The 6,675-nt window shown below is 44.7% G+C and carries 5 protein-coding genes; 4 read left to right on the top strand and 1 reads right to left on the bottom strand.

Annotation, left to right across the window (positions count from 1 at the left end):
- On the bottom strand, nt 1-2,950 hold a 2,950-nt coding region (locus tag ACEW8S_RS08085; protein ID WP_373517654.1), incomplete at its 3' end, for a SusC/RagA family TonB-linked outer membrane protein.
- Between the two features lie 574 nt (nt 2,951-3,524).
- Between ACEW8S_RS08085 and ACEW8S_RS08080 the strand changes: the two genes are divergently transcribed.
- From ACEW8S_RS08080 to ACEW8S_RS08065, 4 genes are all read left to right on the top strand, one after another.
- Complete coding sequence (locus ACEW8S_RS08080) at nt 3,525-4,082, top strand: hypothetical protein (RefSeq protein ID WP_373517653.1); 558 nt, start codon at nt 3,525-3,527, stop codon at nt 4,080-4,082.
- 11 nt (nt 4,083-4,093) lie between these two features.
- A complete protein-coding gene (locus ACEW8S_RS08075; RefSeq protein WP_373517652.1) occupies nt 4,094-5,299 on the top strand; it encodes an MFS transporter in 1,206 nt (401 codons plus the stop codon).
- Between the two features lie 165 nt (nt 5,300-5,464).
- Nucleotides 5,465-6,064, top strand: a complete 600-nt coding sequence (locus ACEW8S_RS08070; RefSeq protein WP_373517651.1) for a TlpA disulfide reductase family protein — start codon at nt 5,465-5,467, stop codon at nt 6,062-6,064.
- Between the two features lie 30 nt (nt 6,065-6,094).
- On the top strand, nt 6,095-6,675 hold a 581-nt coding region (locus ACEW8S_RS08065; protein WP_373517650.1), incomplete at its 3' end, for a thioredoxin family protein.

The following is a 6,675-nucleotide window of genomic DNA, read 5'->3' as shown; positions in this document are numbered from 1 at the left end:
ACAGGTCAAGGCCAAAAATAACGGTTCTAGGACGCGGATAGGCTGAAAAATCGACCCCATACGTATTGCCGCCGGTCGTATTTACTTCAGGATCGTATCCCGTATAATCGGTAATCACAAACAAGTTCTGTCCCGTAAGGGAAAACCTTAAATTGTCAATAAAATCGATATTTTGGATATTCCATCCCAGTGTGGCATTGTTCAGCCTCAAGAACGAACCGTTTTCAAGAAACCTTGTTGAAGAGACGGGGGCAAGAAGTGGACTTTCGTCAACGTCAAGATACGCCCTATAAATGTTGTTGCCGTTCTGCCCCAGGGAAGCCGCACTCGAATAGGCCCTTGCCGTATTGTTAAAAATATCTACACCTTTCACACCATTGAAGTTCAATCCCAAGTCAAAGGTTTTGTAGCGAGCGTTTATGTTAAATCCATAGATTGTACTGGGAAGGGCATCGCCCACAATTTCGAGGTTATCCGATACAATTTCGTTACCACTGCCATCAAAACCTTCGAACCTGAACAAATAGAACGATCCTGCCGACTCACCGTTGGTAAAGATACTACTAGTCTCTCCCGATGCCCCGGGACCGGAAATACCACCCACAAAAATATCGGTCTGCAAGCCTTCAATGCTGTTGTCCAAGAAGGATATATTACCCCCCAAATCAAGGGAAAAATCTTCAGTACTAACCACGTTGGCATCGATACCAAATTCGAAACCGCTATTGATAATTTCCGCTTCCGAATTCACAAAGACGGTACCGATCGATGCCGGGGCCGCGGCGGAAACTTCCAAGAAAAGATCGGTAGTGGTCTTGTTAAAGTAATCCACGGAACCGTTAACCCTTCCGTTTAGTAAAGCCCAATCCAAACCTATGTTGGCCTGTTCCGTAACCTCCCATTTCAAGTCAGGGTTGGGCGTACGGGTAATGCGTAATCCGTTTACAACGGTCGTTCCATTGAACGGGAAGCCATTCTCGAACGTGATGTTATACGAAGGCTGTGTAACTCTTACCGGAACGGCCTGGTTGCCCGTTTGCCCCCAACCTAACCTTAATTTCAGATTGGAGAAAACATCGGAGTCCTTGAGAAAACCTTCTTCATGGATTTTCCATCCCAATGCAACCGATGGAAAATATCCATAACTATTATTCTCACCGAACACCGAAGAGCCGTCTGCCCTAAGTGAAGCTGTGACCAAGTATTTATTGAAGAAACTGGCATTGACCCTTCCAAAGAAGGATTGTAATTTTCTTTCAGTATTGCTTGATCCTATAATCGTATTGCCTTGGGCAATACCTAAATTAAAAATCGGATCGATTTCGTCGGTACTGAAATCATCCCTCCTGATCCTTACAGCGGTATTGTTAAAAGTTTGGTAGGAATGCCCAGCGAGAACGTCGAAATTGAGCTTGTCATACTCCTTGGAATAGGTCAAATAATTTTCAATCAATTTATTTGAATCTTCCGTTGCGACAAGGGTCACCTGGTCGGTGTCAATGGAACCCCCATCACCTGCATTGCCGTATACCCGTAGATAACGATCGGTATCCGCATTTTCGTAAGCTAGGTTTATCTTATAATCCAATCCCTCCACAAGGGTCAAGGTGGCCGTTACGTTGGCCAAAAGCCTTTTGCTCTCCGCCCTGTCACGATATAGGTCAAAAAACGACACCGGGTTGTCCGTGGCCCCTGTCCTGGTGACTACATCGCCATTGGCATCCCTGGGGGCAGCGGTCGGATTGGCCCTAAGTGCCGAGGTAATCAAGTTTCCGTCCGAATCGGCCGAGCCGCCGGTAGCTTGACTTTCGTCGGTTATATCGGCAGCGGTAAGGTTCAATTGCAGTTTCAATCGGTCTTCTAACAACGACGTACCGATGTTGACCCTTCCGTTCACTTTTTCATGACCGGTGGTTCTGACCAAACCTTCCTGATCTAGGTAACCCAAGGAGACACTGTAATTGGTTTGCTCCGACCCTCCGGAAAAGCTAAAATTGTAATTGGTCGTTAAAGCTGTTTGATAAATCTCGTCCTGCCAGTTGGTATTGGCATTGGCGGCATCGATGTATGTGCCGGGATCTCTGCCCACTATGGGAGCCAATCGGGCGGTCTGCTCTCGGTATTCACTTGCGCTAAGCACGTCAACTTTATTGGCTACCGTGGCCAACCCGACCGAGGTACCAAAGGTGAGCGTAGGCTTGCCCGCTTTTCCCTTTTTGGTCTGTATCAGCACCACCCCATTGGAAGCCCTGGTTCCGTAAATGGCAGTTGCGGAAGCATCTTTGAGGACGGTTATACTCTCAATATCCTGCGGGTTCAAAAAGTTCAGGGGGCTACGTGACCTTGTAGCCCCTAGCCCACTAATGCCTTCGCTACCGGAATCCCCTCCGTCAAGGGGAACCCCATCAACCACGAACAATGGGTTACTCGAGCCCCTAACGGTATTCACACCACGGATATTAATGTCAATGGCACTTCCAGGCTCACCTGATCCCGCAGTCACGTTTACGCCGGAAATCTTGCCCTGTAAAAGTTGTCCAGGGGAATTGACCACTCCCTTGTTGAAATCCTCGGACCCGATTACTTTTACGGAACCGGTCAGATCTTCACTTTTTTGCTGGCCATATCCCACCACGACTACCTCGTCCAATTGAGCGGAATCTTCCTGCAGTGAAATCTGTAAACTCGTTTGTCCGTTTACGGGAATTTCGAGAGTGGCATATCCTATATAGGAAACTATCAAAGCGGCCTCTCCGTCACCAACGGTAATCTGAAAATTACCATCAAAATCGGAGACGCTTCCGTTCGATGTTCCCTTTTCAACAACACTTGCCCCGGGCAATGGTGCGCCATTTTGATCCGTTACGCTTCCCGAAATAACAAAATCCTGGCCATAAACCGTTAATAACGGTCCGGTCAGCAAGCAAATCATTAAGAGTTTTTTGATCATAATTATTTGGTATTGATTTAGTTGTCATGACCACAATAATAGCTAATGAACGTACCTATTTTGTGTTTTCATCCTAAAAGTAGGAAATATTTAGATACGATTTCATTCAACTCCATTTAGCTTAAAAAGTCAATGGGTTCGTGGTGGTATGAAAACTGTCGATATCGGAACTCCAATTACCTTCTTCCACCATGTTTTGGCTATTTCAGAAGTTTCGGCGACTTCTTGTTTTTTATCGGGCTCGGATTTAAAGCCTGAAAATAGTAATATGGCAATGAGTATGTAGAGTAAATTTAGCATGTATTCAACCGTATTGATTTAGAAAATTAAAAATAAACATTTTCGTTAAACGGGTTCCAATCACGTATTCACTTCATGAACTTGTTTAACCGTTCCGCAATAAGACCTCCAGCTTTGATGTTTACGAAATCGTTTGAAACTGTAATATATTATCCCGACTGGCCAAATCAATCCTTATTGCAGGTTAAAATAGCATATAAACTGGAAAATACAGTTGTTTTATAGGACTACCCTATTTCGGAAATTTGCTTTGTATTTGTTAAAATATGACATTATGAAAGAAACAAAATTTTATCCAACGATATGGCAGACCATTCCTTTTTCCTTCGATCTCTATAATTGGGATTCCAAAGGTAAGTGCATCAAAGATTTGGTACTGAAAAATACGTATGCTACCGAAATGCGTGTATCTGAAATGCAATTGAACCTGAATCGTTTCTCGGCCTTTGACAGCTCTGGAAAGGAACATTTTATCGCCGATTTTTCCGGTCAGGATTCCCTATTAATAAAAGGAATACATGCTGGCCATTTTTTGAGGTCTAAAGGCATACTTCTATTGGAACCCGGCTTCTATACTGCTATTCGGTTTTATTTCGGTACTGGCAGTTGTTTTATCTATAGTGATAGGGTAGAAGAACCGACGGAAGGATTCGAGTACTTGGATTTCGAAATCGTCAACGGACTGACAATTAAAGGCGATGAATCACCGGAGGCTTTACTTCGGTTTGACTTTGTGCCCTTTAAGGTAGGTACATTTAGAAACGCCATAAAGCACCTTTTTAAAGTGCCACGTCACTTTGCAGGAAAGCTTGCGGATAACTTAAGCCATTAAAAATAACGGTTATGAAGAATGAAATTTCAAACAAAAAGGCATTATTGGCCTTGGCCATGGGTGGCTTTGGAATAGGCCTTACCGAATTCGTAATCATGGGTATATTACCGAACGTTGCGGACTCCTTTCACATAAGTATTCCAAAAGCAGGCCACTTTATTGCCGCATATGCTTTGGGCGTTGTCGTTGGGGCTCCGTTGCTTGCGAGTATCAGCAACAAGTTAGCTCCGCACCGTATGTTATTTTTATTAATGATTTGGTTTACGGTATTCAATACCTTATCCGCTTTTTCCGAAAGCTATGGTGTGATGCTCGCCATGCGCTTTCTTTCGGGACTTCCCCATGGAGCCTTTTTTGGTATCGGTGCGGTGGTGGCCGGAAAATTGGTCGGAGAGGGCAAATCGGCCCAGGCCATTGCCATTATGTTCGCAGGCCTTACGATCGCTAATGTTATCGGTGTACCTATAGGCACCTATCTTGGCAATGAGTACAACTGGAGTTTGTCCTTTCTTATGGTGGGTATCATCGGGCTACTTACGTTGGCTAGTATTTTCTTTTGGATGCCCGAAATGAAACCGGAAAGCCGGAAAGCCGATAACGGGCAGGATAAAGGCCTTAAAAACCCGGAACTTTGGGCACTGATTGCCCTAACTACCATTGGTACAGGCGGATTTTTTGCATGGTACAGCTATATAGCCCCATTGATTACCCAAGTGGCCCACCTTTCGGAAAATATGGTGAGCTATGCCATGATCCTCGCCGGTCTTGGAATGGTGGTCGGTAATTTTCTGGGAGCGAAAATGGCGGAACTCTTTTCACCTTTAAAGTCCGTGGCGATCAGTCTAACGGCAATGGCAGCAATTTTAATCTTGAACTCAGTATTTGCATTCAATCCGTACCTGGTCCTGGTCTTGACTTTTTTCATTGGTTTGGTTTCGTTTACGGTTGCCACGCCCATACAAATGGCTATCATCAAAACCTCGAAGGGATCTGAAATGCTAGGGTCATCCATGAACCAAAGTGCTTTTAACATGGGCAATGCTTCCGGTGCCTATTTTGCAGGACTTCCCATTGCATATGGTTACGGAGTTGCCTCGGCCGGGATTGTAGGAGCCCTTTTGGCCTCCTTTGGGGTCGCCATTGCGGTCGCATTACTAGTATACAGAAAGTATAAGGCAGGGAGTAGGAACAAAGTGGCCCGTATTCTTGGGAGTTGATATATGAAAATTATAAATCCCCCCGACTGTATAGGTAGATAGTTTATGTTGTTGACTGCAAAAATAGTGTTGTTGACCTTATTTCTTTTGGGTAGGTTTTTTGGAATATCCATCTTGCCTTATTAACAATTATTTAGCAGATTTTTAACGGGGAACAGCATAGAAATGAAAATATGTGGACTAATTTTCGGGATGGTTCGTTCAATGCTATGGATATGCCTAGTGCTATTCTTGGCCGGATGCAAAGAGTCATCCAACCGGGAAAAAGCTTCACCAAAGGCTGAGGCTTCTCAAATAGTTGTCGAAAAAACAACGGTATGGCCCAATGCGGCCTACCAAGTGGGGGGAATTCCGGTTTATGACGATTTCGGTCAATTGGAGCAGCTGTTCCGTATGGACAACGATACCACCTATGTCATCAACTTCTGGGCCACCTGGTGTAAGCCATGTATAAAGGAGTTGCCCTATTTTGAGGCATTGAATTCGCAACATAAAAATGAAAAGGTAAAAGTCGTTCTGGTAAGCCTTGATTTTCCCAAACAACTGGAGAGCAATTTGGTTCCGTTCGTTCAAAAGAAACAGTTGCGATCGAAAGTGGTCGTACTCTTGGACGGCAAATACAATGATTGGATCGACAAGGTTTCCCCAGACTGGTCCGGAGCGATTCCGGCGACCTATATCTATAAAAAAGGACAAAACCGTTTGGTAGGCGAACCTTTTGAAAACCTTGAGGAATTGAACGAAGTCATACTGCCCTTTTTATAGAACCCTTTTAGACCCATAAAAACATACATCATGAAAAAGCTATTTTTATTCGCAACGACATTGTTGCTGTTTTCCTTCGGAAATCCGGCACTTTTACTACATCAAAATGAAGCAACCGTCTCCCTTTTGGAAACGGAGGGAATCGGCGTCGGGGACAAGGCCCCGAATTTCAACCTAAAGAATATCGATGGAAAGGAATATTCCTTTGACAACATAACCGATACCAATGGCAACAAGCCCAAAGGCTACATCGTTGTCTTTACCTGTAATACTTGCCCCTATGCCCAAGCGAACGAGCAAAGGCTTATCGATCTGCATGCTACCTACGCCCCAAAGGGATATCCGGTAGTAGCCATTCAACCGAACGATCCAGCATTAAAACCCGGTGATAGCTTCGAGGCGATGCAAAAGAACGCAAAGGAAAAAGGATTCCCTTTTTTATACCTTTTTGACGATGGGCAGGAGGTCTTTCCAAAATACGGGGCGACCAAAACCCCCGAGGTCTTCTTGGTGGATGCCGATTTGATCGTGCGTTACCATGGAGCCATCGACGATAGTCCCCGTGACGGTGACAGCGTTGATGAGAAATTTGTTGAGAAAGCCATAGAGGC

The organism is Pricia sp., assembly GCF_041745955.1.
GTDB lineage: Bacteria > Bacteroidota > Bacteroidia > Flavobacteriales > Flavobacteriaceae > Pricia.
The sequence above is the reverse complement of the archived record's forward strand: the minus strand, read 5'-3'. Positions and strand labels throughout refer to the sequence as shown.